Genomic DNA, 24577 nt, shown 5'->3' with positions numbered 1-24577 from the left:
CGTTGTGGCTTCGCAATGACGTTAAAAAGTCAAGCCATACAATAATAATACCTAAATAATTATGAATGAAAAAATAGCAATTTTAAGTGCATACAGTTTTGTTAATATAGAAGAACCGGCTAATTTGATACCGAAACTTTTGCTTATCGGTAAAAAAAAATATGTCAGAGGCACTATTTTATTAGCTAACGAAGGTTTTAACGGTTCTTTTTCGGGCTCATATGAAAATGTAAATCTTGTACTTGAAGAACTAATAAAACTAACCTATCCCAAAGATGTTAACGTTAAAATAAATTATAGCGATGTTCATCCTTTTCATAAGCTGAAAGTTAGATTTAAGAAAGAGATTGTAGCGATGAATGCCCCTGATTTGAATGTTGATCTATTTAAAGGCGAATATATAGAGCCGAAAGATTGGGATGAATTTATCACCAAACAAAATGTTATAGTAATAGATACTCGAAATGATTATGAAGTAGAGGTCGGTACATTTAAATCGGCAATTAATCCTAATACCAAAACATTTAAGCAGTTTCCCGCTTGGGTTCAGCAGAATCAAGAATTGCTCAAAGGTAAAAAAATTGCTATGGTTTGTACAGGCGGTATTAGGTGTGAAAAATCCACCAGCTTACTTAAAAGTATAGGCTATGAAGAGGTATATCATCTAAAAGGCGGGATACTGCAATATTTAGAAGATACACAAAATAAAAATAATTTATGGCAAGGTGAGTGTTTTGTCTTTGATGATAGGAGAGCAGTTGCGGATGACTTATCACCCGCAGAAGGGCATTGGTTACAGAGATAGAGGTTGTGGATACCTAATCGTCATTCCCGCAAGACCTTGTTGCATAGATACCAAAACCGTCATTCCCGCAAGACCTTGTTGCGTAGATATAAAAAAAGTAGCTGCGAACTAAGAAAAGTAGTAAATTGACAAAAAACTTAACCACAAGTGTGTATGTCAAAGCTACAAAAAGTTTGCAACTGGAAAGAATATAACAGAAGTTTAAAGAAAAGAGGAACAATAATTTTCACATTTTGTGAAGAATATTTAAAAGAGTTATATTATGGAGGGGAACAGAGGCAAGGAGGAGCGAGAAGATATAATAGCAAGATGTATGAATATTTGCTAACAATTAAGCTGTTATTAAGATTGCCATGGCGAGCAACAAGCGGATTTGCAGAAGGAATGTTTAGCAAAATATTTGCGGGTAAGGATTTAAGAATACCGGATTATGCCCATGCATCAAGAATCGCTAGTAAGCTAAAGTTACGAGTAAAAAATATTGGAGTACAAGAGAAAGGTTCAGGGAAAGAGATAGTATTTGATAGTACCGGAGTAAATGTATATAGCACCAGTGGGTGGCATCAAAGGAAATACGGTAAGGATGGATTATAACGGTAAGGATGGATTATATCGTAAGAGAGAACAGTGGAAGAAGATACATGTAGCAGTCGATTTAGATAGTATGGAAGTACTATCTGTAGCCTATACGGATAGTAACACAAACGACTGTGAAGTTGTTGGTGATATGAGCAAAGAGATAACAGGCAAAGCTAAAACCGTTATAGCAGATGGAGCTTATGATACGCAGGAGTTTAGAAAGATAATATATGATTGGGGAGTACAAGATTTAATGCCCCCAGCACGAACATCTAAGTCACAAGATGAATTAAAGAATAAAAGCAAGGTAGAGAAAGAACATTTAGCTTACAGAGATAAAGTAATAAAAGGAATTAGAGAATATAAAAATTTTGATGAAGGTTTAAAAGCATGGAAAATTAATTGTAATAGTTGAGATTTAATCTTACATTTAGTAAAATTAAGATAATATTAAATGGAGGATTAGAGATGAATCTAAATCAAAAAATAATAAAGCCAAAAATAGGATTACTAGAATTAGCTAGGAGTCTTGGTAGTATATCGTCAGCATATAAAGCTATGGGTTACAGTAGAGACAGTTATTATAGGTTTAAAGAGTTATATGAAACAGGAGGAGAAGAAGCATTATATGAGATTAGTCGGAAGAAGCCAATTATAGCGAATAGAGTTGATCCTGCCGTAGAGAGAGCAGTATTAGATATGGCAATAGAATACCCCGCTTATGGTCAGCTGCGAGTATCAAATGAGCTTAAAAAGACTGGTATTCTTGTATCACCTGGAGGAGTTAGATCTATTTGGCTACGTAATGATTTAAATAATATCAATAAAAGACTTAAAGCATTAGAAGCCAAAATGGCTCAGGATGGTATTGTTCTTACCGAAGCTCAGTTACAAGTATTAGAGAAACGGCGTAGCGAGAAAGAAGCTCATGGTGAGATTGATACACAGCATCCAGGTTATCTAGGATGCCAAGACACATATTATGTAGGTAATTTTAAAGGCATAGGCAAGGTATATTCTCAAGTGTTTATTGATAGTTACACTCGGGTTGCAGAGGCTAAACTATATACTGATAAAACAGCACTTACCGCTGCTGACATGCTTAATGATAGAGTGTTACCATGGTATGAGAGTCAGCAAATACCAGTACTTCGTATTTTAACTGATAGAGGTGGTGAGTATAAAGGTAATATAGAACATCATGCTTTTGAATTGTTCTTAAGCATTGAGGGTATTGAGCATACTACTACTAAAGCATATTCTCCTCAAACAAATGGTATGTGTGAACGTTTTAATAAAACTATGAAACAAGAATTCTTTGATACTGCTATGCGTAAAAAGATCTATACTGATCTTGATGATCTACAACTAGATCTTGATATTTGGCTAGAATATTATAATAATGAAAGACCGCATTCCGGTAAATATTGCTATGGAAAAACACCTATGCAGACTTTTATGGATAGTAAAAAGTTAGCTGTTGAAAAGAATAACGAAATCTTATATCTTGAATACTCATCTGACAGTCATAACTTATCAGACATTCAGATATAATTTTTATAATGTCTGTAAGATTAAATCTTGACTTCTACAACAACAAAAAACAGAGAAAGGAAGAAAAAACGAAGTAATTACTAAGATAAATATATTAAATGAAATGATTGCCCTTGGGAAAGCTCAATATAGCTTTTAGAATTATATAAAATTTAATTATTTTTATACTCTAAGCGCTATATTGACTTTTTTTAATCTCCACGCAACAACGCCTTGCGAGAAAGGCTTGCTTGCGTAGACTCCCAGTCGTCATTGCGAGGAGCGAAGCGACGTGGCAATCTCATGAAATAATAACAAACTCCTGAGATTGCTTCGTCAAAATTTTCAATTTTTTCTCGCAATGACGTGATATAAGTTTTTTATTATTAATATTATGACTAAAACCAAACAAGAAATTTATAATAAGCGCCCGACTTCGCCGCATTTAAGCATATATAAGCCGCAAATAAGTTCTACATTGTCGATTTTGCATCGTATGACCGGCGTAGCTCTATTTTTTGCAGTATCGATTTTGGCGTGGTGGTTGATTCTTAGCAAATATGACAATAATTATTTACAACTTGCTAATTGCTGCATTATAAAAATATGCTTAGTAGCCGCTAGCTACGCTTGGTTTTATCATTTATGTAACGGCATCAGGCATTTATTTTGGGATATTGGTTACGGCTTTTCTATAAAAGCAGTTAATATCACTGGTTGGTGTGTGGTTGTATGTTCTATATTATTAACTATGTTGTTGTGGGTGTAGTAATTAAAAACGTCATTGCGAGGAAATTACGTAAGTAATTGACGAAGCAATCTCAGGATATTTGACGAGATTGTCACGTCGCTTCGCTCCTCGCAATGACGAAAAAGACGTATGACAGCTTAATATGTTTAGAGAAAATTCATGGTATATGATTTTAAAGCAAAAATTGTAAAAGCAAAAAATAGCGGTTCTGCTAAAAGCGGTTCTCATCATTGGTTATTGCAAAGAGTAACGGGGATTATATTAGCTTTATGTTCTATATGGTTAATATATCTCACGCTAACTAACAAAAATAATGACATAAATATTATTATGTGGGAGCTTAAAAAGCCATTTAACGTAGTAGCATTGTTAATTACGGTGGCTATTTCGTTGTATCATGCAATGCTTGGTATGCGTGTAGTGATTGAGGATTATGTAAGTTGTCACAAATTACGTAATATATTGATTATAATAGTGCAATTATTTTGCATTGCGACTATTGTAGCTTTTGTAGTAGCGATGTTTTATAGGGGATGATCCTGTGTGTTTTCGATGTCATTCCCGCATAAGCGGGAATCCAGTACTGTAAAGCTTTTTTAAAAAGCTCGATTTATCTCGCTTTATTATGGATTCCTACCTTCGTAGGAATGACATAAGCAACGTTTGTAGCAACTAATATCGAATGAAATAAATAGTAAAAAATTAATTTAATGACCAAAGCGTATAATATCATTCATCATAAATTTGACGTAGTAGTTGTAGGTGCGGGCGGGGCCGGTCTTCGTTCTGCATTCGGTATGGCTAAAGAAGGGCTAAATACCGCATGTATAACTAAGCTGTTTCCAACCCGTAGTCATACTGTAGCTGCTCAGGGAGGAATCAGTGCAGCACTTGGAAATATGGGTACAGATGATTGGCGTTGGCATATGTATGATACGGTAAAAGGTTCTGATTGGTTAGGTGATCAGGATGCCATCGAGTATATGTGTAAGAACGCTCCCGATGCGATTTTAGAACTTGAGCATTACGGTGTACCTTTTTCAAGAACCGAAGAGGGGAAGATTTATCAGCGTCCTTTCGGCGGTATGACGACGGAGTACGGCAAAGGAAAAGCAGCTCAGCGTACCTGTGCTGCGGCAGATCGTACGGGGCATGCTATACTTCATACGTTATATCAGCAGTCGCTAAAGCATAAAGTGCAGTTTTTTGTGGAGTATTTTGCTATTGATTTATTAATGGAAGACGGCGAATGTAGGGGCGTAGTTGCGTGGAACTTAGATGATGGTAGTCTGCATTGTTTTAGAGCTCATAATGTAGTGCTTGCAACGGGTGGATACGGGCGTGCTTATTTTTCAGCAACTTCCGCTCATACTTGTACAGGTGATGGAGGTGGTATGGCGATTAGAGCCGGTTTGCCGCTGCAAGATATGGAGTTCGTACAGTTCCATCCGACAGGCATATATTCGGCAGGTTGTCTTATTACCGAGGGAGCAAGAGGTGAAGGTGGATATCTCGTCAACGCAAACGGTGAGCGTTTTATGGAGCGTTATGCTCCTGCTGCAAAGGATTTAGCGTCAAGAGACGTAGTTTCAAGAGCAATGACCATAGAAATCAGAGAGGGGCGAGGAGTCGGCGAGTATAAAGATCATGTATTCCTGCATTTAAATCATTTATTGCCTGAAATTTTACATAGTCGTTTGCCCGGTATCTCTGAGACGGCTAAAATTTTTGCCGGTGTTGATGTCACTAAAGAGCCGATACCGGTACTTCCTACAGTTCATTATAATATGGGCGGGATACCGACTAATTACCACGGTCAAGTCATAATCAAAGACGGTACGAATCATAATAGCGTAGTAAAGGGACTTATGGCAATCGGTGAAGCTGCTTGCGTATCGGTACACGGAGCTAACAGGTTGGGGTCAAATTCTTTGCTTGATTTAGTAGTATTCGGTAGAAGTAGTGCTTTAAAAGCAGCTGAACTTATTAGTCCAGCGAGTCCTCATAAGCCTATAAAAGAGGCAAGTCTTGAAAAAATTATAAATAGATTTGATAAAGTCCGTCACGCTAACGGTAATATTTTAGTTGCAGATTTAAGGCTTAAAATGCAAAGAACTATGCAAAGCCACGCTTCGGTATTTAGAACTCAAGAAGTACTAGATGAAGGAGCAGGAATGATTAGCGAAATAAGAAACGGCTATAAAGATATAAAAATTAACGATAAATCTTTAATTTGGAATAGTGATTTAGTGGAAGGCCTAGAGCTAGATAATCTACTTGATCAGGCTTTGGTAACGGTATATTCGGCAGCTGCAAGAAAAGAAAGTAGAGGAGCTCATGCTAGGGAAGATTATCCTGATCGTAATGATGGAGATTGGATGAAACATACTCTTAGCTCTATCGATGAAGCAGGTAAAGTAGTTCTTGATTATAAACCTGTAACGCTAACCACTTTAACCGATGAGATAAGTGCAATTCCACCGGCTAAGAGGGTGTATTAAAAAATCGTCATTGCGAGAAGAATTACGTAGTAATTCGACGAAGCAATCTCAGGAGTTTGTTATTATCTCATGAGATTGCCACGCAGCCTATGGCTCCTCGCAAGACCTTGTTGCGTAGATATAAAAAAAGTAGCTGCGAACTAAGAAAAGTAGTAAACTGACAAAAAACTTAACCACAGGTGTGTATGTCAAAGCTACAAAAAGTTTGCAACTGGAAAGAATATAACAGAAGTTTAAAGAAAAGAGGAACAATAATTTTCACATTTTGTGAAGAATATTTAAAAGAGTTATATTATGGAGGGGAACAGAGGCAAGGAGGAGCGAGAAGATATAATAGCAAGATGTATGAATATTTGCTAACAATTAAGCTGTTATTAAGATTGCCATGGCGAGCAACAAGCGGATTTGCAGAAGGAATGTTTAGCAAAATATTTGCGGGTAAGGATTTAAGAATACCGGATTATGCCCATGCATCAAGAATCGCTAGTAAGCTAAAGTTACGAGTAAAAAATATTGGAGTACAAGAGAAAGGTTCAGGGAAAGAGATAGTATTTGATAGTACCGGAGTAAATGTATATAGCACCAGTGGGTGGCATCAAAGGAAATACGGTAAGGATGGATTATAACGGTAAGGATGGATTATATCGTAAGAGAGAACAGTGGAAGAAGATACATGTAGCAGTCGATTTAGATAGTATGGAAGTACTATCTGTAGCCTATACGGATAGTAACACAAACGACTGTGAAGTTGTTGGTGATATGAGCAAAGAGATAACAGGCAAAGCTAAAACCGTTATAGCAGATGGAGCTTATGATACGCAGGAGTTTAGAAAGATAATATATGATTGGGGAGTACAAGATTTAATGCCCCCAGCACGAACATCTAAGTCACAAGATGAATTAAAGAATAAAAGCAAGGTAGAGAAAGAACATTTAGCTTACAGAGATAAAGTAATAAAAGGAATTAGAGAATATAAAAATTTTGATGAAGGTTTAAAAGCATGGAAAATTAATAGCGGCTATCATCAAAGGTCAAGGGTTGAATCGTTTATGTTTAGGTTGAAGCGAACGTTTGGCTTTAACTTACAACAAAAAACAGAGAAAGGAAGAAAAAACGAAGTAATTACTAAGATAAATATATTAAATGAAATGATTGCCCTTGGGAAAGCTCAATATAGCTTTTAGAGTTATATAAAATTTAATTATTTTTATACTCTAAGCGCTATATTGACTTTTTTTAATCTCCACGCAACAACGCCTTGCGAGGAAATGACGATAAGACTGATTCGTATGGAAATAAATCTATAATAATTTATGTTTGAGTATTTAATAAAATTTTATCCAAAAATCCTTTTTATTGTAGAAGGGGCTTTAGTAACTTTAAAATATAGCGTTATTGCCGTTATATTCGGTTTAGTAATAGGGATGTTGCTCGCTATTTGTAAGGTAAATAAGAATCGTGCTTTAAGGCTTTTTGCAAATTTCTATACTTCTATTTTCAGAGGTACTCCTTTATTAATTCAATTAAGTATTATTTATTTTGCTTCACCTTATATCATAGGCGTTAAATTTAGTGTGTTTATGGCGGGAGCTATTTCTTTTTCCCTTAATTCGGGAGCATATGTTTCCGAAGTAGTCAGGGCGGGGATTAATGCAGTTGATAAAGGGCAGTTTGAAGCGGCTGAAGCTCTTGCTATTCCAAAGTTTTTAATAATGAAAGATATAATTCTACCGCAAGCAGTTAAAAATATTTTTCCGTCATTAGTAAATGAGCTTGTAAATTTGATTAAAGAATCAGCCATTATTTCTATGCTTGGAGAAATGGATTTAATGCGTAGAGCACAAATTGTATCAATTGAAACATATAATTATTTTTTTCCAATGTTTGTTGCTGCGTGCTGTTATTATATTTTAGTGATGTTAATTAGCTTTATAGCAAAAATAATTGAGAAAAAAATGATTGTTAATTAAAACATACTTGCTTTTATGGAAAAAGTAATTATAATTTAAATTTAGTGTAATTTACAAATTATTATAATTTGTATTTAGAAATGATTTAAAATAAAGGGCGGAAGTATTTTTTCACCCTTTAATTATCGTATATATAAGTTTTTTGGAGTATTTTTTTTAATGCCGACATATAATCAATTAGTACGTTTTGGGAGAAAGTCAAAAACTCGTAAGACCAAGTCTCCTGCCTTAGAATCTAATCCTTTTAAAAGTGGTGTTTGCCTAGTTGTAAAAACCGTTACCCCTAAAAAGCCTAACTCTGCACTTCGTAAGATTGCAACGGTGCGTTTAAGTAATAAAAGAACAGTAAATGCATATATTCCCGGTGAGAAGCATAGCGTAAAGGAGCATGATAGGGTATTAGTAAGAGGTGGTCAGGTTCCTGATCTTCCGGGGGTGAAATACCATATCGTACTCGGTGCATATGATATTGCTGGAGTTAAAGGACGTAAGCAAGGTCGTTCACGTTATGGTGCTCCTCGTAAACAAGTTGCAGTTACAAAAAAATAAATTATTAGTTAGAGAGAAAAAATAAGATGTCACGTCGTCACGCCGCCGAAAAGCGAGTAATTTTACCTGATATGAAATATAACAGTATTTTACTGTCAAGATTTATCAATAATATTATGAAAGAAGGGAAGAAAGTCCTTGCAGAGAAAATTGTTTATTCAGCCTTTAATAAAATTGAAAAGAAGCATAGAGTCGACCCTTATCAAACCTTTAATAATGCTATGCATAACGTGAAGCCGTATTTAGAAGTAACTTCGGTTAGGGTTGGAGGAGCTAATTATCAAGTTCCGACGCATGTTGATGAAAGAAGAGGATATGCTCTTGCTAGCCGTTGGATTATTAATGCTGCGTCAAAACGTTCTGAAAAAATGATGATTGATAAACTTGCCGAAGAGCTGTTTGAAGCTTCTAATAATAGAGGCGTCGCCATTAAGAAGAAAGAAGATACTCATAAAATGGCTGAAGCTAATAAAGCTTTCTCTCATTTTAGCCCTAAAAAAATGAAATAAGGTAGGGTATATAATGAGTAAAATAAATAAACTTGAGCATATTCGTAATATCGGGATATGTGCTCACATTGATGCCGGCAAAACCACAACTACCGAACGTATTTTATATTATACTGGTAAATCGCATAAAATAGGTGAAGTTCATGAGGGCGGTGCCACCATGGACTGGATGGAGCAGGAGCAAGAACGCGGTATAACCATTACCTCAGCTGCTACTACTTGTAGATGGCAAGATAAGATAATTAATATTATCGATACTCCCGGGCACGTTGATTTTACTATCGAAGTAGAGCGTTCGCTTCGTGTTCTTGACGGTGCGGTTGCAGTATTTGACGGCGTAGCAGGTGTTGAACCTCAGTCTGAAACGGTTTGGAGACAAGCAGATAAATATAATGTTCCTAGAATGTGCTTTGTCAATAAAATGGACAGAATGGGAGCAGATTTTTATAGATGCGTTGAAATGATCAAAGATCGTTTAGGAGCAAAACCGCTTGTTATTCAGTTGCCTGTAGGGATTGAAGAAAATTTTAAAGGTATAATTGATCTTGTTAAAATGAAAGCAGTGATTTGGAAAGATGAATCACTTGGAGCTGAGTATTTTGAAGAAGATATACCTGCCGATATGAAAGACAAGGCCGAAGAATATCGTGCTAAATTACTTGATATGGTTGTTGAGTTAGATGACGCGATCATGGAAAAATATTTATCAAGTGAAGAAGTAACAGAAGAAGAGATTAAAAGATTAATCAGAAAAGGAACTATTTCAGCAGCATTTTATCCGGTTTTATGTGGTAGTGCTTTTAAAAATAAAGGAGTACAGCCTTTACTTGATGCTGTAGTAGATTTCCTACCTTCGCCTATTGATATAGGTATAGTAAAAGGTATGGAAGTAAGTACTGGTGAAGAAAAAGATTTCCCCATTTCGGTAACTGAGCCTTTTGCAGCTTTAGCATTTAAAATTATGAATGACCCGTTTGTCGGTTCATTAACTTTTATTAGAATATATTCAGGTAAAATTGCTTCAGGAACCACTGTTATTAATACCGTAAAGAATAAAAGAGAAAAAATCGGTAGAATGCTATTAATGCATGCTAATAATCGTGAAGACGTAAAAGAAGCATCAGCAGGCGATATAGTAGCTTTAGCAGGGCTTAAAGATACTACTACGGGTGATACGTTATCCGATATGGATAAGCAAGTAATCTTAGAAAGAATGGAGTTTCCGGAGCCGGTAATTGAGCTTGCGGTAGAACCTAAATCAACAGCCGATCAAGAAAAAATGGGTCTTGCACTTTCTCGTTTAGCAGCTGAAGATCCATCATTTAGAGTCTCAACGGATCATGAAACAGGACAAACAGTGATAAAAGGAATGGGAGAACTCCATTTAGAAATTATCATTGACCGTATGAGAAGAGAGTTTAAGGTTGAAGCAAATATTGGAGCTCCTCAAGTAGCATATCGTGAAACTGTAACAAAAGCTTGCGAAATCGATTATACCCATAAGAAACAATCCGGCGGTGCAGGACAATTTGCTCGTGTAAAAATTATTTTTGAGCCTCTAAAAGAGGTAAAAGATCTAAAAGATGAAGATAAAAATAAAACTTTTGTCTTTGAAAGTAAAATCATCGGCGGCGCCGTACCTAAAGAATATATACCGGGCGTTGAAAAAGGTTTAAATAATATTAGAGAAACCGGTGTTATTGCCGGTTATCCTATGATTGATTTTAAAGCAACTTTAGTTGACGGTGCGTTTCATGATGTAGATTCTAGTGTACTTGCGTTTGAAATTGCTGCAAAGGCAGCCTTTAGAGAAGGGATGCCGAAAGGTAATCCTAAATTACTTGAGCCTATTATGAAGGTTGAAGTTATCACTCCTGATGAATATATGGGTGATATTATAGGTGATTTAAATAGCCGTAGAGGGCAAATTCAAAGCATGGATCCAAGAGGGAATGCTCAAGTAGTTACTGTGAATGTTCCGTTAGCGGAAATGTTTGGTTATGTTAATACGCTTAGGTCTTTATCTCAAGGTAGAGCTCAGTTTAGTATGATATTTTCTCATTATGATCAAGTGCCGAGTCAGGTAGCTGATATTATTAAAGCTAAAAAATAATTGATGGATCTAATTAGATATAATTACTGTCATGTCTTGCAAAGGTAAATGTCGTTTTACTGTGACAGCTTATAAATTAGAAGTACCGATTATTATAGTAATTTTTTAATAGTAACAAATATTTTTAATAAATTTATTGATTTTTTATTAAAAATATGATAGGAGTGTAGCTCAATTGGTAGAGCGCCGGTCTCCAAAACCGGAGGTTGCGGGTTCGATGCCTGTCGCTCCTGCCATTATAGGTTTAGAGCTTTTTTGCTATAAAATATAGAATTTTTACAAAATTTGCTTATAGAGAAAATTTGAAAGAGATACTTCCTCGAATCGCCGCGTACATGCTAGTATGTGAGAATTTCAGCGCTGGATCATTGTCTCAATTACCTCTAGAAGTAGAATTTTGCAAGAAGTCTAATAAATTACCTAACAAAAATATGTTTAAAGAATATAAAATTTATAAGTTTTTTGAACAAGTTAAACAAGAAACTTATAAGGTAGTTTGGCCAACTAGAAAAGAGCTTGTTGCTTCAACATTAGTAGTGGTAGTAGCAGTTTTTATTTTTAGCCTAATTTGTTTGGTACTTGATTATAGTATACATAACATAATGCAGCTTTTGCTTAATATCGGCAAATAGTATAAGGAATAAATTGTGACAGAACAGAGTATAGATAATATATTGCCTTCTTCTGAAAAAAATGTAAAGCAGTGGTATGTAGTACATACGGCATCAGGAGCAGAGAAACGCATTAAAGAAGATATGCTTAGAAGAATCGCTAAACAGAAAATGACGGATTTTTTTGAAGATATATTAATACCTGTTTTTGGAGTTTCTGAAGTTAAACGTGGTAAAAATGTCAAGATAGAAAAAAAACTAATGCCGAGTTATATCTTGATAAAGATGAATATGACTGATAAATCTTGGTATTTAGTAAAAAATATACCAGGAGTAACTGGCTTTTTAGGAAGCAAGACCACGCCAAAAGCTCTTACGGAAAGCGAAATACAGAATATTTTTAATAATTTGGAAGCAGAAGCTAAAGAAGCAAAGAATTCTAAATTGTATGAAGTTGGTGAAATAGTGACTGTTACAGACGGTCCTTTTGAAACTTTCACCGGTACGGTAGAAGAAATAGATCAAGAAAAAAATAGGTTAAAAGTTTCAGTATCAATATTTGGTAAAGCAACTCCAATAGAACTAAATTTTAACCAAGTAAAGAAAAATGATTAAAGGTAGTTAGATTTTTATACTAATCAGTATATTGTTACTATTAGCCTAATAAAGATCGCTAATGTCATTCCTGCGAAAGCAGGAATCCAGCACAGCTTACAAAACACCTGTTTTTTTTAAGATATATTTTATTTTAGATTCCTGCTTTCGCAGGAATGACAAGTTTATACACTATTAATTTAAGAGAAAAATAAGGATATTTATAAATGTCTCAGAAAGCAATAAAAGGTTATATTAACTTGATAATTCCGGCAGGCGGGGCCACTCCTGCTCCGCCTATAGGACCGGCTCTTGGGCAAAGAAAAGTTAATATTAAAACATTTTGTGATGAATTTAATAATAGTACAAAAAATACGGAAAAAGGCGTACCCTTACCGACTTTAATTACTGTTTATGAAGATAGTAGTTTTTCTTTTAAAATAAAAACTCCTCCTGCCTCTTATTTTTTAAAGAAATATGCTAAAATTACTAAAGGTTCTAGTGCTACTAAGAAAGAAGCCGTAGTAAGTAAAGTTACTATGGATGATTGTCGTGAAATTGCAAAGTTAAAAATGCCTGATTTAAATACAAAAGATATTGAAGCAGCAACAAAAATCATTTGTGGTAGTGCTGCATCTATGGGACTTGAAGTGGTAGGGAATTAATTATTATGTCAAATAAGCAAGGTGTTGCTGTAAGAATCAGCGGCGGTAAAAAAATAAGAGAAGCTAGAGAAAAAGTAAAATCAGATGCTTTATATAATTTAACAAATGCAGTTGAACGATTAAAGTCAGCATCATATGTTAAATTTGATCCAACCCTAGAAATCGTTATGAAGCTTGGAATTGACCCTAGGCATTCCGATCAAATGGTACGTGGTGTAGTTAATTTACCTGCTGGTACAGGTAAAACCGTAAGAGTTGCCGTTATTTGTAAAGAAGAAAGAGAAGAAGAAGCTAAAAGTGCCGGGGCAGATTTAGTAGGTCCAACAAATATTATTGATGAAATTAAAGCAGGGAAAATTAATTTCGATGTATGTATAGCCACTCCCGATATGATGGCAGTTATAGGTTCAGTTGCAAGAATTTTAGGACCAAAAGGTTTAATGCCTAACCCTAAACTTGGTACCGTAACTTTAGATATTAAAAATGCTATTAAAAATGCTAAAAGCGGTCAAGTAGAATATAGAGCAGAGAAAGCAGGTATAATTCATGCAGGGCTTGGAAAATTATCTTTTTCAGACCAAGATTTATTAAAAAATTTGAATGCGTTTATTGAGGCAGTAATTAAAGCGAAACCTGTCGGATTAAAAGGAAGTTATTTAAAAGCAATGTATTTATCTTCTACTATGGGAGCATCGGTACAAATAGATTTAACTAGCATAGCATAATTTTTATAGCCGTTTAACGGTAGTATAGTAATAATAAAAAAGTTTTGTTATTTTAAGCATTTGTATCAGTTTAAATATATTAAACTGTGTTATAAAAGGAGAATTAAAAGGTGTTAAGATCAGAAAAACCGGTAGAAGTAGAGGATATTGTAAATATTTATAAAGAATCGCCCTCCGTAATTATTACCCATTATCATGGGTTAACCGTTAGTCAAGTGAGTTCACTTAGAGAATCACTTAAATCTAAAGAAGCAGGTTTTAAAGTAGTTAAAAATACTTTAGCAAAAATAGCTGCAAATCAAACAGGGCTTGATAGTATTGCTAATTTATTTGCAGGTCCTACTGCTATTGTTTATTCTAAAGAACCGGTTGAGATGGCAAAATTAGTAGTTAATTTTGCTAAGGCTAATGATAATCTTAAGATTATTGGTGGAATAACCGATAATCACGTATTAGATGAACATTTAATAAAAGAACTTTCTAAGCTACCTTCACTTAATGAGCTTAGAGGTAAAATTGTTGGGTTATTACAAGCGCCGGCTACTAAGGTTGTAGGTGTTTTACAAGCCCCATCTTCGAGTATGGCGAGAGTAATACAAGCGCATGCTAGTAAAAATTAACTTAAAGGTTACTGCACTAGGGATTTTAATTGATAATTAAAGAGCTTTTATAGTGGAAACTAATAAGATTTTTTTATAGGAAATTGTTCTTATTTTAAAAAAATCTTATAATTTGTAGCAAAAAAGAATTTAATTAACTTTGAAATACCTGATGCAGTAATCTCTCAATATAAAAAAAAGTAAAAAGGAAAAAATTATGGCAGATTTAGCTAAAATTGAAGAACAATTATCATCATTAACATTAATGCAAGCAGCTGAGCTTGTGAAAATGCTAGAAGAAAAATGGGGCGTGTCTGCAGCAGCGCCTGTAGCTGTAGCGGCTGCCGGTGCAGCAGCTCCTGCGGCTGAAGCAGCTGCTGAAAAAACTGAGTTTGAAATAGTTTTAACAGCTGCCGGTGACAAGAAAGTTGAAGTAATTAAAGTTGTGAAAGATATCACAGGCCTTGGTTTAATTGAAGCTAAGAAATTAGTTGATGAAGCTCCAAAGCCGATTAAAAGCAATGTGAAAAAAGCAGAAGCTGAAGAAATCAAAGGTAAGTTAGAAGCTGCAGGAGCAAAAGTTGAATTAAAATAATTACTTCTGTACTAAGTTCTGTAAAGAAAAATTAAATTATTCGTATTTTTAGATATTTTTAAGTAAAAATTAATAAGATTCTTGTTGGAACAGTTATCTTTATTCCAAAAAAAATCTTGTGGTTTTCAACCAAAAACAACTAAATATAGATTTATTTTTTTACAGGACCTAATATTTTTTGTATCACATGATGAAATATTTTATAGCTTTAAATTAACTTCTTAAAATCTAAAAAAGCCTTATTTTAGTAATTAAATTTGAATAAGGCTTTTTTGTTTAAAAATTATTTTAAAGCTAATGTAAGTTATTTTTTTTGAAATAGGTTAAAACTATTACATTGAAAATCTTATTAATTAAAATAATTTTGTTAACGTACCATACGTCTAGAAATTTAAATTATTGAAATTTTCTAGGTTCTGCGAACATTTATAATTGATTTTTAATGAAAATTAATGAGATTTTTGAAGGAATAGTACCTAATTTAAAAAAATCTTATAATTTTTTGTAATAAACAAATAACCAAAATCCAATCTTTTTGAAAATGTTCGCAGAGCCTACACAAGATCTAAATAGGAAACTTACTAGGTTTCTTTAATTTAAGTTTTATGTAAAAAAATTTAAAACAGTATATTTTATTTTACTGTAAATTATAAGCATTTTATTGAAATAGGTAGCTATTCCAATAAAAATTTTACTGTTTAAAATATAAATAATTTAAATTTTATATACAGGTCCTAGGTTTTGAACACTTTTGATTAATGATTATAATTAGGATATATTTTTAATCAAAAATTAATAAGATTTTTGAGAGGATAGGGTTATTACTATTTCAAAAAAACTTATGATTTACAGCTAAAAAGAGCCATAATTATGATTATTCTATTAAAAATGTATAGGACCTAATCACTTCAATACGGGCAGTAATTTTATCAGTCAGGAGATTATATGGTTTCATTAAGGGATAATATAGAAGCACAACCCTTGTCACATAATAGAAGAATAAGAAAAAATTTCGGTCATATAAATTTAGTAGCAGATATACCGAATTTGATTGAAATTCAAAAAAATTCATATGAAAAAAACTTTCTACAGTTAAATATTAAAGATTCTGAAAGAAAAAATAAAGGTTTACAATCTATATTAAACTCAATTTTTCCTATTTCAGATTCCTCCAATATTGCTAATTTAGAATTTGTAAAATATGAATTCGATACTCCAAAATATGATGTAGAAGAGTGTAGTCAAAGAAGTTTAAGTTATGCCGCTCCTCTTAAAGTTACTTTAAGGTTAAGTATTTGGGATATAGATGAGGATACCGGTACTAGAGAAATTAAAGGGATTAAAGAGCAAGAAGTATATATGGGTGATATCCCATTAATGACTAAAAATGGTACTTTTATCATTAACGGTACAGAAAGGGTAGTTGTATCGCAAATGCATCGCTCACCTGGCGTATTCTTTTATCATGATGAAGGAAAAGTCCACTCTTCCGGCAAGCTTTTATATTCTGCTCGTGTTATTCCATATAGAGGGTCTTGGCTTGATTTAGAATTCGACGCTAAGGATGTTATTTATTTTAGAATTGATAGAAAAAGAAAGCTTTATGCTACTACTTTGCTTAGAGCTATAGGTATGAGCACTGAAGAAATTATACAATTTTATTATAATTCAGTAACTTATAAGCTTGTTAAAAATAAAGGTTGGGCGGTTAAATTTATACCTCAGCATATTACTGCCCATCGTTTAACAAGTGATTTAGTAGATGCAGATACTGGAAATGTTTTACTGAAAGCAGGGCAAAAAATTACTCCGCGTTTAGCTAAAAAATATTTTGGGGAAGGGCTTAATAATATTTTAGTAGCTCATGAAACTTTAATAGGCAAATATTTATCCGAAGATTTAAGGGACCCTGCAAGCTATGAAGTATTAGCAAAAATCGGTGAAATGATAACTAGCGATATGCTAAATGTTATTAATGATCTTAAAATTAAAAATGTTAATGTATTAGTAATCAATCCTCAATCTGGTCCATATATAAGAAATACCTTATTTGCTGATAAGAATCAGGACCGTGAGGCAGCATTATGTGATATTTTCAGAGTTTTAAGACCCGGTGAACCTGCTAATATAGAAGCGGCTGAAAACCTGTTTTATAATTTATTCTTTGATGCAGAAAGATATGGTCTTTCAGAAGTCGGACGAATAAAAATGAATTCTAGGTTAGAGCTGAATATTTCTGAAGAAGTTACGGTTCTAACAATTGATGATATTAAAAATATCGTAAGAGTTTTAGTAGAGCTTAAAGACGGTAAAGGTATCATAGACGATATTGATCATTTAGGTAATAGAAGGGTTAGATCAGTAGGTGAATTGATAGAAAATCAGTTTAGAATAGGTTTAGTCCGAATGGAAAAATCTGTAATTGAAAGGATGTCGGCAGGTGATGTTGATACCGTAATGCCTCACGATTTAGTAAATTCCAAGATTTTAGTTTCAGTCGTAAAAGATTTTTTTAGTACCTCCCAATTATCCCAATTTATGGATCAAACAAATCCATTATCAGAAATAACTCATAAAAGAAGGCTGTCGGCACTCGGTCCCGGAGGTCTTAGTCGAGATCGAGCAGGTTTTGAGGTGCGTGACGTACATCCGACTCATTACGGTCGTATTTGTCCTATTGAAACACCTGAAGGTCAGAATATCGGGTTAATTAACTCTATGGCTACTTATGCCAGGATAAATAAACACGGTTTTATAGAGAGTCCGTATAGAAGAGTTAAAGATGGGCATGTAACTGATGACGTGGTATATCTTTCTGCTATTGAAGAAGGTAAATACAAAATTGGACAAGCAAATTCTAAAGTTGATAAAGACGGAAAGTTACAAGGAGAGTTTATTAATTGCCGTGTTGAAGGCGGTAATTTTGTAATGGTAGAACCGCAAGAGGTAGATTTTATTGATGTGACTCCTATGCAGGTAGTATCGGTTGCAGCTTCTCTTATACCTTTCTTAGAAAACGATGATGCTAACCGTGCTTTGATGGGCTCAAACATGCAAAGACAAGCCGTTCCTTTAATTAAAACAGATGCACCTTTTGTAGGTACCGGAGTTGAAGGGGTAGTAGCTAAAGATTCCGGAGCATCAGTACTTGCATTACATGACGGTATTGTTGAGCAGGTAGATTCAAATAGAATAGTGATTAGAACTCTAGAACAAAAAATTGACGGTTCTCCTTCTGTTGATATTTATAATTTATTAAAATTCCAAAAATCCAATCATAATACTTGTATAAATCAAAAGCCTTTAGTTAAGGTCGGTCATTACGTTAAGAAAAACGATATTATAGCTGACGGTCCTAGTACGGATAACGGTGAAATTGCTTTAGGTAGAAACGTGCTTGTGGCTTTCTTACCTTGGAACGGTTATAATTTTGAAGATTCAATTTTAATATCTGAACGTATAGTAAAAGAGGATGTATTTACATCTATTCATATTGAAGAATTTGAAGTAATAGCTAGAGATACACGCCTTGGTCCTGAAGAAATTACCCGTGATATACCGAATGTAAGCGAAGAAGCGTTGCGTCATCTTGATGAAGTCGGAATAATTTATGTAGGTGCAGAAGTAAAAGCCGGTGATATTTTAGTCGGAAAAGTAACGCCGAAAAGTGAATCGCCTATTACTCCTGAAGAGAAGCTACTACGTGCTATTTTTGGGGAAAAAGCTTTTGATGTAAAAGATTCATCTCTGCATGTACCTTCCGGAGTTAGCGGAACCGTAGTAGAAGTAAGGGTATTTTCTCGTAGGGGTGTAGAAAAAGACCAGCGAGCTATTGCTATTGAAAAACAACAAATTGAAAAATTAGCAAAAGACAGAGACGATGAGTTAGAAATTATTGAGCATTTTGTGTTTAGTTGGCTCGAAAAGCTTTTAATAGGGCAGGTGATTGTTAACGGTCCTAAGCAAGTAAAAGCAGGACAAACAATTACTAGTGAAACGCTAAAAAGCTTATCTAAAGGGCAATTTTGGCAGCTTACCGTGGAAGATGCAAATGTAATGAATGAAATAGAGCAAATTAAAGTTCATTATGATGAGAAAAAAGATGTCCTCGATAAAAGATTTGCTACTAAGGTAGAGAAATTGCAAAGCGGTGATGATTTACCTCAGGGAGCTTTAAAAGTAGTAAAAGTATTTATCGCAACTAAGCATAAATTACAGCCTGGGGATAAGATGGCAGGAAGGCACGGAAATAAAGGTGTGATTTCACGTATCGTACCTGAAGAAGATATGCCGTTTTTAGAAGATGGAACTGTGGTAGATATCGTTCTTAACCCTCTAGGTCTTCCGTCTCGTATGAATATAGGGCAGATTTTAGAGACGCATCTTGGGTGGGCATCAATAAATTTAGCAAAAAAAATATCTACCTTAGTAAAGGAATATAAAAATAAACATATAGGTATTGAGCAGATTAAGAAATTCTTACTTGAGCTATACGGAGAGAATATTAATTATATACTTGAAAGATCGGAAGAGGAGATTATCTCTTTCTGTAACAAAGTAAGTAAAGGCGTACATTTTGCAACTCCTGTATTTGACGGAGCAAAAGTTCAGGACGTTAAAGATATGTTAAAACTTGCCGGTCAAGATCCTTCAGGACAAGTAAAATTAATTGACGGTAGGACCGGTGAATATTTTGACCGTCTAGTGACCGTTGGACAGAAATATTTGCTGAAGCTGCATCACTTAGTCGATAATAAAATTCACTCTCGTTCTATAGGGCCTTATAGCTTAGTAACTCAGCAACCGCTTGGAGGTAAGTCTCATTTCGGTGGACAGCGTTTCGGAGAAATGGAATGCTGGGCATTACAAGCTTACGGTGCGGCTTATACGTTACAAGAAATGTTAACGGTTAAGTCGGATGACGTAAACGGTAGGATCAAAACTTACGATTCTATAGTACGTGGTGAAAATAATTTTGAATCAGGCATTCCTGAATCATTTAATGTCATGATAAAAGAATTTAGATCTTTATGTCTTAACGTAAAGCTTGAAGTAACTTCGAGCTAGTTCTTCTGTGAATACTACCTCGTCATTGCGAGCAGCCGTAGGTTGCGTGGCAATCTCATGAAATAATAACAAACCCCTGAGATTGCTTCGTCAATTACTTTGTAATTTCCTCGCAATGACGAGGTAGTATCCAAGGAACAATGCCAGGCGGGAATGACATATAAAGAAGTATACGATGTAATTTTTAAGGAAAAGTATTTATGAGCGTAGTAAATTTTTACGGACAATTAAGTAATACTCAACAATTTGATCAAATAAGGATTAATATAGCAAGTCCTGATCAAGTACGTTCGTGGTCTTTCGGTGAAGTAACAAAACCTGAAACAATTAACTATCGAACCTTTAAACCTGAGAAAGATGGTTTATTTTGTGCAAGAATTTTTGGTCCAGTAAAAGATTACGAATGTTTCTGCGGTAAATATAAGCGGATAAAAAATCGTGGTATCACATGTGAGAAATGCGGCGTTGAAGTTACGGTTTCTAGAGTAAGACGTGAAAGAATGGGGCATATTGAACTTGCAGCCCCTGTTGCTCATATTTGGTTTTTAAAGTCACTACCTTCAAGAATTAGTACGCTTCTTGATATGACAATGCGAGATGTAGAAAAGATTCTTTATTTTGAAAATTATGTAGTAGTTGACCCGGGGTTATCGATTTTACAAAAAGGCGAACTCTTAACAGAGGAAGAATTACAGAAAGCAAAAGATAAGTACGGCGAAGATGCATTTACTGCCTCTATAGGTGCAGAAGTAATACAACAAATGCTTAAAGAGCTTAATTTTTCAAAGTTAAAGCAAGAATTATACGAGGAATTACAAACCACTTCCTCAGAAGCCAAAAAGAAAAAATTAGTAAAGCGTTTAAAATTAGTAGAGGATTTTTTAGAGTCGGAAAACAAGCCGGAATGGATGATTATGGATGTTTTGCCGGTTATTCCTCCTGAAATTAGACCGCTTGTTATGCTTGACGGCGGAAGATTTGCTACTTCGGACTTAAATGAACTTTATAGAAGAGTAATTAATAGAAATAATCGTTTAAAGAAACTAATAGAGTCAAAAGCTCCTGATATAATAGTCAGGAACGAAAAAAGAATGTTACAAGAAGCGGTAGATGCGTTATTTGATAACGGTCGTCGAGGTAGAGCAGCGAAAAATGCTAATAAGCGTCCATTTAAGTCATTAAGTGACATGCTTAAAGGTAAGCAAGGCCGTTTCCGTCAGAACCTACTTGGTAAAAGGGTTGACTATTCAGGACGTTCGGTTATCGTGGTCGGACCTGAGCTTAAGCTTCATCAGTGCGGTTTACCTAAAAAAATGGCATTGGAGCTATTTAAGCCGTTTATTTATTCTAAGCTTGAGTTGTACGGTATTGCTACGACTATTAAAGCTGCAAAAAGAATGGTGGAAGCTGAAAAACCTGAAGTTTGGGATGTGCTTGAAGAAGTCATAAGAGAGCATCCGGTTTTACTTAATAGAGCTCCGACATTGCATAGATTAGGTATTCAAGCATTTGAACCGCTATTAATCGAAGGTAAAGCAATTCAGCTTCATCCGCTTGTTTGTGCTGCGTTTAATGCAGATTTTGACGGTGATCAGATGGCGGTACATATTCCGTTATCGATTGAAGCACAGCTTGAAGCTAGGGTATTTATGATGTCTACAAATAATATCTTAAGCCCTGCAAACGGACGTCCTATTATCGTACCGGATAAAGATATAGTACTTGGTTTATATTATCTAACCCTTGCATTTGATAATGAAGTAGGCGAAGGGATGATGTTCTCAGATTTAGCTGAGATGGAACATGCTTTATATAATAAATTTATAACTATTCATACAAAGATAAAATATCGTAGAAATCAGCTAAATGCCGAAGGTAAAATGGTCCCTGTTATCATTGATACTACTTACGGTAGGTTAATGGTCGGTGAATTATTGCCTTCTAACCCTAATATAGAATTCAAGTTTATTAATAAACAACTAACTAAAAAAGACATATCATTAGTTATAGATTTAGTTTATCGTCACTGCGGTCAAAAAGCTACGGTAATTTTCGCCGATCAGCTAATGAAACTAGGTTTTAAATATGCTTGTTCTTCAGGTATTTCTTTTGGAATGGACGATATGGTAGTACCGGAATCTAAGAGTACTCATATCAATGAAACTCAGCTTGAAATAAAAGAATTTGAACAACAATATTCAAACGGTTTAATTACTTATGGAGAGAAATACAATAAAGTAGTTGATGCTTGGTCAAGATGTACCGATAGAGTAGCAAACGACATGATGAAAGAGATTGCTACGCCGCCGATTAGTGATGATCCGAATCATCAAAAAATAAATGCTATATATATGATGGCTATCTCCGGAGCAAGAGGTTCTTTCCAGCAAATTAAGCAGCTAGGCGGTATGCGAGGTTTAATGACCAAATCAAACGGTCAAATTATACAAACTCCTATTATCTCTAACTTTAAGGAAGGATTAACTGAATTTGAGTGTTTTAATTCTGCTAACGGAATGCGTAAAGGGCAAATAGATACGGCTTTAAAAACAGCAAGCTCAGGTTACTTAACAAGAAAATTAGTAGACGTTGCACAAGATTGTATTATTACCGAAAAAGATTGTGGAACTGATAAAAGGATTGAAGTTAAGAGTGTTATTGAAGGGGGAGAAGTTATAGTACCTTTAGCTGAAAAGATTTTAGGCCGTACTGCTGCTATCGATATATTTCATCCTGTAACTAATGATCTAATTCTCAATAAAGGCGAGCTTATTAATGAAGCAAAGTTAGAGCAGATTGAGTCGGCTGGACTCGACAGAATTATGATAAAATCTGTATTAACCTGTGAAAGTACTACCGGTATATGTAGCATATGTTACGGTAGGGATCTTGCTACCGGTACGTTGGTGTCGGAGGGTGAGGCAATCGGGGTTATTGCTGCTCAATCTATCGGTGAACCGGGTACGCAGCTTACAATGAGAACTTTCCATATCGGAGGAGCGGCAACAAAAGGTGCTGAAGTTTCTTCTGTAGAAGCTTCCTATGACGCAAAAGTAAAAATTATAAGTCGTAACGTTGTTATTAATTCCGAAGAACGTAAAATTGTTATGAGCCGAAATTGTGAATTATTATTACTTGATAATAACGGTAATGAAAAGGCTCGTCATAAAATTCCATACGGTGCTAGATTACTTGTTGATGACGGTGATATGGTTATTAAAACTCAAAAACTAGCGGAGTGGGATCCTTATACTATACCGATTATCACGGAGAAATCAGGTAAAGTTTTATTCAAAGATATGGTTGAGGGTATTTCTATTCGTGACGTAACTGACGAGGCTACTGGAATACCGAGTAAAGTTATTATTGAATCAAAGCAATATTCACGCGGTGCAGAATTACGTCCGCGTATACAGCTTTTAGATGCTAAAGGTGAAGTTATAGCTTTATCAAACGGTTTAGAAGCTAGATATTACTTGCCGGTTGGAGCAGTTCTAAGCGTAGAAGACGGAGTACAAATATCTGTAGGTGATATTATTGCACGTATACCGAAAGAATCAACCACTACTAAAGATATTACCGGTGGTTTACCGAGAGTTGCCGAGCTTGTAGAAGCAAGACGTCCTAAAGATCACGCAGTTATTGCCGAGGTTGACGGTAGAGTAGAATTCGGTAAAGACTATAAATCTAAGAGACGTATTATTATACATCCGATTGATGAAACAATGTCTATTGAGTATATGGTACCTAAAGGCAAGCATGTTGTAGTTAACGAAGGTGACTTTGTTAAAAAAGGCGATTTATTGATTGACGGTAATCCAGTACTTCAAGATATTTTAAAAGTAATGGGTGTAGAGGTTCTTGCAAATTATATTGTTAAAGAGGTGCAAGCCGTTTATCGTCTACAAGGTGTAAAGATTGATGATAAGCACATAGAAGTTATTATTCGTCAGATGTTACAAAAAGTAGAAATCACGGATTCAGGTGGCACTACCTTATTAGCAGGGGAAAAAATAGATAGACATGAATTCGAGGAGATAAATGAAAAAGCTATTAAAAACGGCTTAAAACCTGCTGAAGCACAATTAATATTACAAGGTATTACTAAAGCTTCTCTGCAAACTAGATCGTTTATCTCTGCGGCATCATTCCAAGAGACTACTAGAGTTTTAACTGAAGCAGCTATTGCCGGTAAAATAGATAAGCTACGAGGGCTAAAAGAAAACGTGATAGTTGGACGATTAGTACCTGCCGGAACTGGTTACTTTATGGATAAAATGCGTAAAGCAGCTGTAAAGCTTGATGAAGAGAATGTATAAATATACTTGATTCTTGTAAGGCGTTATTGCGTGGATACTGAAAGTCGTCATTGCGAACGACCTAAGCGTTGTTGCATGGCTCGATTTCACC

The 24577-nt window shown here is 34.8% G+C and carries 21 protein-coding genes and 1 tRNA gene; all 22 read left to right on the top strand.

Features of this window, described 5'->3' with window-relative positions; translation table 11 throughout:
- Positions 1-61: 61 nt before the first annotated feature.
- The 22 genes from trhO (at position 62) to rpoC (ending at position 24486) form a co-directional block, all read left to right on the top strand.
- On the top strand, positions 62-805 hold the full coding sequence (trhO, locus tag AC0ODJ_RS00285) for an oxygen-dependent tRNA uridine(34) hydroxylase TrhO (RefSeq protein WP_218459988.1): 744 nt from the start codon (positions 62-64) through the stop codon (positions 803-805).
- Between the two features lie 153 nt (positions 806-958).
- Positions 959-1399, top strand: coding sequence for a transposase (locus tag AC0ODJ_RS00280; protein WP_121843865.1), 441 nt, complete (start codon positions 959-961; stop codon positions 1397-1399).
- Positions 1389-1799 carry a transposase gene (locus tag AC0ODJ_RS00275; protein ID WP_474464418.1) on the top strand — a complete coding sequence of 137 codons (411 nt, stop codon included), beginning with the start codon at positions 1389-1391 and terminating at the stop codon, positions 1797-1799. Before AC0ODJ_RS00280 ends, AC0ODJ_RS00275 begins: the two co-directional genes overlap by 11 nt.
- Before the next feature lie 53 nt (positions 1800-1852).
- Positions 1853-2938, top strand: a complete 1086-nt coding sequence (locus tag AC0ODJ_RS00270; RefSeq protein ID WP_121834048.1) for an IS481 family transposase — start codon at positions 1853-1855, stop codon at positions 2936-2938.
- A 373-nt stretch (positions 2939-3311) separates the two neighbouring features.
- On the top strand, positions 3312-3686 hold the full coding sequence (gene sdhC, locus AC0ODJ_RS00265; RefSeq protein ID WP_218459860.1) for a succinate dehydrogenase, cytochrome b556 subunit: 375 nt from the start codon (positions 3312-3314) through the stop codon (positions 3684-3686).
- 141 nt (positions 3687-3827) lie between these two features.
- Positions 3828-4205, top strand: a complete 378-nt coding sequence (gene sdhD, locus AC0ODJ_RS00260) for a succinate dehydrogenase, hydrophobic membrane anchor protein (protein WP_474464411.1) — start codon at positions 3828-3830, stop codon at positions 4203-4205.
- Positions 4206-4378: 173 nt separating this feature from the next.
- Positions 4379-6169: a succinate dehydrogenase flavoprotein subunit gene (gene sdhA, locus AC0ODJ_RS00255; protein ID WP_474464404.1), complete on the top strand. Its 1791-nt coding sequence runs from the start codon at positions 4379-4381 to the stop codon at positions 6167-6169.
- Positions 6170-6354: 185 nt separating this feature from the next.
- Complete coding sequence (locus AC0ODJ_RS00250) at positions 6355-6795, top strand: transposase (RefSeq protein WP_121843865.1); 441 nt, start codon at positions 6355-6357, stop codon at positions 6793-6795.
- The gene (locus AC0ODJ_RS00245) at positions 6785-7354 is read left to right on the top strand and encodes a transposase (protein WP_474464397.1); all 570 of its coding nucleotides are present in this window, start codon (positions 6785-6787) and stop codon (positions 7352-7354) included. The genes AC0ODJ_RS00250 and AC0ODJ_RS00245 overlap by 11 nt, the downstream gene beginning before the upstream one ends.
- Positions 7355-7483: 129 nt before the next feature.
- Positions 7484-8140: an amino acid ABC transporter permease gene (locus tag AC0ODJ_RS00240; RefSeq protein ID WP_218459917.1), complete on the top strand. Its 657-nt coding sequence runs from the start codon at positions 7484-7486 to the stop codon at positions 8138-8140.
- A gap of 159 nt (positions 8141-8299) precedes the next feature.
- A complete protein-coding gene (gene rpsL, locus AC0ODJ_RS00235) occupies positions 8300-8689 on the top strand; it encodes a 30S ribosomal protein S12 (RefSeq protein ID WP_004996647.1) in 390 nt (129 codons plus the stop codon).
- Positions 8690-8715: 26 nt separating this feature from the next.
- Positions 8716-9198: a 30S ribosomal protein S7 gene (gene rpsG, locus AC0ODJ_RS00230; RefSeq protein WP_218459916.1), complete on the top strand. Its 483-nt coding sequence runs from the start codon at positions 8716-8718 to the stop codon at positions 9196-9198.
- 13 nt (positions 9199-9211) lie between these two features.
- Positions 9212-11311, top strand: a complete 2100-nt coding sequence (gene fusA / locus AC0ODJ_RS00225; RefSeq protein WP_218459915.1) for an elongation factor G — start codon at positions 9212-9214, stop codon at positions 11309-11311.
- Positions 11312-11471: 160 nt separating this feature from the next.
- Positions 11472-11547, top strand: a tRNA-Trp gene (locus AC0ODJ_RS00220).
- Between the two features lie 195 nt (positions 11548-11742).
- Positions 11743-11943, top strand: a complete 201-nt coding sequence (gene secE, locus AC0ODJ_RS00215) for a preprotein translocase subunit SecE (protein ID WP_004996644.1) — start codon at positions 11743-11745, stop codon at positions 11941-11943.
- Positions 11944-11958: 15 nt separating this feature from the next.
- Positions 11959-12537 carry a transcription termination/antitermination protein NusG gene (nusG, locus tag AC0ODJ_RS00210; RefSeq protein ID WP_218459914.1) on the top strand — a complete coding sequence of 193 codons (579 nt, stop codon included), beginning with the start codon at positions 11959-11961 and terminating at the stop codon, positions 12535-12537.
- 206 nt (positions 12538-12743) lie between these two features.
- Positions 12744-13181, top strand: coding sequence for a 50S ribosomal protein L11 (gene rplK / locus AC0ODJ_RS00205; protein WP_218459912.1), 438 nt, complete (start codon positions 12744-12746; stop codon positions 13179-13181).
- Positions 13182-13186: 5 nt separating this feature from the next.
- Positions 13187-13906 carry a 50S ribosomal protein L1 gene (gene rplA, locus AC0ODJ_RS00200; RefSeq protein WP_218459911.1) on the top strand — a complete coding sequence of 240 codons (720 nt, stop codon included), beginning with the start codon at positions 13187-13189 and terminating at the stop codon, positions 13904-13906.
- Between the two features lie 110 nt (positions 13907-14016).
- Entirely contained in the window at positions 14017-14526 is a 510-nt protein-coding gene (gene rplJ / locus AC0ODJ_RS00195; protein WP_218459910.1) for a 50S ribosomal protein L10, read from the top strand.
- A 196-nt stretch (positions 14527-14722) separates the two neighbouring features.
- Positions 14723-15100, top strand: coding sequence for a 50S ribosomal protein L7/L12 (rplL, locus tag AC0ODJ_RS00190; protein WP_218459909.1), 378 nt, complete (start codon positions 14723-14725; stop codon positions 15098-15100).
- A gap of 945 nt (positions 15101-16045) precedes the next feature.
- On the top strand, positions 16046-20167 hold the full coding sequence (gene rpoB / locus AC0ODJ_RS00185) for a DNA-directed RNA polymerase subunit beta (protein ID WP_218459906.1): 4122 nt from the start codon (positions 16046-16048) through the stop codon (positions 20165-20167).
- Positions 20168-20367: 200 nt separating this feature from the next.
- Positions 20368-24486 carry a DNA-directed RNA polymerase subunit beta' gene (gene rpoC / locus AC0ODJ_RS00180; protein WP_474464357.1) on the top strand — a complete coding sequence of 1373 codons (4119 nt, stop codon included), beginning with the start codon at positions 20368-20370 and terminating at the stop codon, positions 24484-24486.
- The last annotated feature ends 91 nt before the right edge of the window (positions 24487-24577 follow it).

The organism is Rickettsia senegalensis (assembly GCF_056135685.1).
This window is presented reverse-complemented; position numbering and strand designations above follow the sequence as displayed.

Excerpts from the sequence above, each read along its gene's own strand:
- rpsL (WP_004996647.1), top strand. The coding sequence starts at position 8,300 with ATGCCGACATATAATCAATTAGTACGTTTTGGGAGAAAGTCAAAAACT.
- fusA (WP_218459915.1), top strand. The coding sequence starts at position 9,212 with ATGAGTAAAATAAATAAACTTGAGCATATTCGTAATATCGGGATATGT.
- secE (WP_004996644.1), top strand. The coding sequence starts at position 11,743 with ATGTTTAAAGAATATAAAATTTATAAGTTTTTTGAACAAGTTAAACAA.
- AC0ODJ_RS00240 (WP_218459917.1), top strand. The coding sequence starts at position 7,484 with ATGTTTGAGTATTTAATAAAATTTTATCCAAAAATCCTTTTTATTGTA.
- sdhD (WP_474464411.1), top strand. The coding sequence starts at position 3,828 with ATGGTATATGATTTTAAAGCAAAAATTGTAAAAGCAAAAAATAGCGGT.
- rpoC (WP_474464357.1), top strand. The coding sequence starts at position 20,368 with ATGAGCGTAGTAAATTTTTACGGACAATTAAGTAATACTCAACAATTT.
- AC0ODJ_RS00270 (WP_121834048.1), top strand. The coding sequence starts at position 1,853 with ATGAATCTAAATCAAAAAATAATAAAGCCAAAAATAGGATTACTAGAA.
- AC0ODJ_RS00245 (WP_474464397.1), top strand. The coding sequence starts at position 6,785 with ATGGATTATAACGGTAAGGATGGATTATATCGTAAGAGAGAACAGTGG.
- sdhA (WP_474464404.1), top strand. The coding sequence starts at position 4,379 with ATGACCAAAGCGTATAATATCATTCATCATAAATTTGACGTAGTAGTT.
- rplK (WP_218459912.1), top strand. The coding sequence starts at position 12,744 with ATGTCTCAGAAAGCAATAAAAGGTTATATTAACTTGATAATTCCGGCA.
- rplL (WP_218459909.1), top strand. The coding sequence starts at position 14,723 with ATGGCAGATTTAGCTAAAATTGAAGAACAATTATCATCATTAACATTA.
- trhO (WP_218459988.1), top strand. The coding sequence starts at position 62 with ATGAATGAAAAAATAGCAATTTTAAGTGCATACAGTTTTGTTAATATA.
- rplA (WP_218459911.1), top strand. The coding sequence starts at position 13,187 with ATGTCAAATAAGCAAGGTGTTGCTGTAAGAATCAGCGGCGGTAAAAAA.
- AC0ODJ_RS00280 (WP_121843865.1), top strand. The coding sequence starts at position 959 with ATGTCAAAGCTACAAAAAGTTTGCAACTGGAAAGAATATAACAGAAGT.
- rpsG (WP_218459916.1), top strand. The coding sequence starts at position 8,716 with ATGTCACGTCGTCACGCCGCCGAAAAGCGAGTAATTTTACCTGATATG.
- AC0ODJ_RS00275 (WP_474464418.1), top strand. The coding sequence starts at position 1,389 with ATGGATTATAACGGTAAGGATGGATTATATCGTAAGAGAGAACAGTGG.
- sdhC (WP_218459860.1), top strand. The coding sequence starts at position 3,312 with ATGACTAAAACCAAACAAGAAATTTATAATAAGCGCCCGACTTCGCCG.
- rpoB (WP_218459906.1), top strand. The coding sequence starts at position 16,046 with ATGGTTTCATTAAGGGATAATATAGAAGCACAACCCTTGTCACATAAT.
- AC0ODJ_RS00250 (WP_121843865.1), top strand. The coding sequence starts at position 6,355 with ATGTCAAAGCTACAAAAAGTTTGCAACTGGAAAGAATATAACAGAAGT.